The 2,609-nt window shown below is 73.3% G+C and carries 3 protein-coding genes and 1 pseudogene; all 4 read right to left on the bottom strand.

Translation table 11 applies throughout. The features are described 5' to 3' along the window. The coding region (locus ABD323_RS40355) for a thiamine pyrophosphate-dependent enzyme (RefSeq protein WP_425556332.1) at positions 1 to 388 on the bottom strand (388 nt) is incomplete at its 3' end. Next, positions 385 to 1,317, bottom strand: coding sequence for a phytanoyl-CoA dioxygenase family protein (locus ABD323_RS40350; protein WP_344447094.1), 933 nt, complete (start codon positions 1,315 to 1,317; stop codon positions 385 to 387). The genes ABD323_RS40355 and ABD323_RS40350, both read right to left, overlap by 4 nt. Before the next feature lie 17 nt (positions 1,318 to 1,334). Continuing rightward, entirely contained in the window at positions 1,335 to 2,375 is a 1,041-nt protein-coding gene (gene hppD / locus ABD323_RS40345) for a 4-hydroxyphenylpyruvate dioxygenase (RefSeq protein ID WP_344447093.1), read from the bottom strand. Next, a pseudogene (locus tag ABD323_RS40340) lies at positions 2,372 to 2,609 on the bottom strand (beta-ketoacyl synthase); the annotation flags it as partial. The pseudogene ABD323_RS40340 and the gene hppD, both read right to left, overlap by 4 nt.

The following is a 2,609-nucleotide window of genomic DNA, read 5'->3' as shown; positions in this document are numbered from 1 at the left end:
CGGCGCCGACCGCGATCGGGGCGCCCGCGCCGACGATGCCGTTGGCGCCCAGGATCCCCAGTCCCAGGTCGGCGGCGTGCATGGAGCCGCCCCGGCCGTGGTTCAACCCGTTCTCCCGGCCGGCGAGTTCGGCCAGCAACCGGCCCGGGTCGGCGCCCTTCGCCAGCACGTGGCCGTGCCCGCGGTGGGTGCTGGTGATCCGGTCCGCGGGCCGCAGTGCCGCGCAGACCCCGACCGCCACGGCCTCCTGGCCGATGTAGGGGTGGGTGCCGCCGACGATCACGCCGCTGCGCACCCAGTTCAGCGCGAGCAGTTCGAAGGAGCGGATCAGCCGCATCATCCGGTAGCGGTCGGCGGGCGTCTCCAGCGCCGCGGGATGCGCGGTCACCGGCGGCCCTGCCACAGCGGCGGGCAGAAGAGCGGGTCGGCGTAGTCCGGTCGGCCGTCCTGGTCGCGGCGCACCAGCACGTCGTGGTTGTAGACCACCGGCGATCCGTCCGGGCGGCCGAAGGGGCGGTAGCGGTTGGCGCCGTCCTGTAGGTGCAGGGAGACGGCCCGGCGCGGCAGCGGGGAGAGGTTCGGGCCGCTGCCGTGGTAGGTGCGGCAGTGGTGGAAGGAGACGTGTCCGCGCGGGATCTCGATGGGGATCTTGCGCACCTGCTCGCCGTTGAAGTCGGCGTTCAGCTCCAGGATCGTCTCCAGCTCGGAGCGGTCGCGCTGGGCGAAGTGGCGGCTGGAGTCGTCGCCGCCCGGCCGCTCCTGCCAGCGGTGGCTGCCGTCCACCATGGTGATGGTGCCCTGCTCGGGCCCGCAGTCGTGGAAGGGGATGAAGGCGGTGAGCATCCGCTGCGAGGTGCAGGTCTGCCAGTAGTGCTTGTCGAAGTGCCAGGGCACCAGGTTGCTCGGCTCCTGGGGGTTCGGCGGCTTGAAGATCAGCGTGGCCTGGAAGACCCGGATCTCCCCGGCCTGGGCGAGCCGGGCCGCGACCGCGCCGAGCAGCGGCTTGCACAGGATCCGGCCGATCTCCTCGCTCTCGTAGTGCACGTAGTCGTTGTGCCGTTGCACCGGCCCGTCGGACGGCTGCCAGGAGGCCAGGTTCGGTGGCCTCAGCGGCAGTTCGCGATCGCGTCGGCCCGCGTAGTACTCCTCGGTGGCCGCCTGCAGGGCGTCCAGCTCCTGGTCCGAGAAGAGCCGGCGGGAGAGGTACCAGCCGTGCTCGGCGTAGTGGAGGACGTCCTCCACCGACGGCAGGAGCTCGCGCTCGGCCTCACTCAGGGCGAAGCCGGCCGGGGCCGGCAGCTCGATGCTGCTCGTCAACGTGGGTCTCCTTGCTCTCAGGCCCGGCCGGCGGCGCGCTGCCGCTCGACCGCCTCGTAGAGGGCCTTGATGTTGGCGGAGCCGAAACTGCCGGCGCCGCGGCGTTCGACCAGCTCCAGGAAGAAGGTGCGGCGCGGGTGGACCGAGCGGGTGAAGATCTGGAACAGCTGCCCGCCGTGGTCCTCGTCCACCAGGACGTCCAGTTCGCGCAGCGTCTCCACCGGGATGCCAAACTCCTCGATCCGGTCGGTCAGCTGCTCGTAGTAGGTGGCCGGGGTGCTGAGGAACTCCACGCCACCGCGGCCCAGTTCACGCACGGCCCGGGCGATGTCGGCGGTCTCGAAGGCCAGGTGCTGGACGCCGGCGCCGCCGTGCGCCTGGAGGAAGCCGTCGATCTGGCCGGGGCTGCGCCGCAGGTCGGGCTCCAGCAGGGTGAAGGTCACCCGGCCCGACGCGTCGCGCACCACCCGCGAGTCCATCGCCTGGTCGCCGACCTCGATGTACTCCCGGAAGGTCACCGCCAGGCCCAGCGCCCGCTCGGCGAAGGCCACCGCGCCGGCCAGCTCGCCGCCGGGCAGGCAGATCGCCACGTGGTCCAGGGTGTGCAGCAGGGCGCCGGCCGGCTCACCCGCCGGGTCGGCGCGGGTGGACTCCGGGTCCGGGCCCGGCTCCTCGGCACGGAGCACCGGGTCCGCGTCGTCCACCAGGCTCAGCGCGATGTCGCCGAAGCCGGCGATCGCCCCGGGATCGGCCAGCCGCCGCGCCCCGCCCGCCACCGCCCGCTCCAGCGCCGCCGCCGGGTCCGCGCAGCGCAGCGCGATCACCGCGACGCCGTCGCCGTGCCGCCGCACGAAGTCCGCCACCGGGTGGCCCGGGTCGACCGCGCTGACCAGCAGCAGCCGGATGCCGCCCTGCCGGGCCAGCACCGCCTCCACACCGGGCCGGTGCGGCAGGTCGAGCGGCAGCAGGGCGAACCCGTAGTCCTGCGCCAGCGCGGCCCCGCTCTTGTGCGCGTCCTCGACCTGGAACTCCACATAGGCGATGCTCTGCACCGTCATGACTGCACTCCCGCTGGGTACTTGAGCCGCTCGGTGCTGGGCGTCCCGAACACCAGGCTGATGTTGTGGCCGCCGAAGGCGAAGGAGTTGGAGAGCGCCGCGGCCACCGGCTGGTACCGGGGCGCCTTGCGCACGTGATCCAACGCACAGGCCGGATCGGGCGATTCGAGGTTCACGGTGGGCGGCAGGACGCCGCCGGCCACCGCCAGGGCGCAGACCGCGGCCTCCACCGCG

Source organism: Kitasatospora nipponensis (assembly GCF_039528135.1).
In the GTDB taxonomy this organism is placed as follows: Bacteria; Actinomycetota; Actinomycetes; order Streptomycetales; family Streptomycetaceae; genus Kitasatospora; species Kitasatospora nipponensis.
This window is presented reverse-complemented; position numbering and strand designations above follow the sequence as displayed.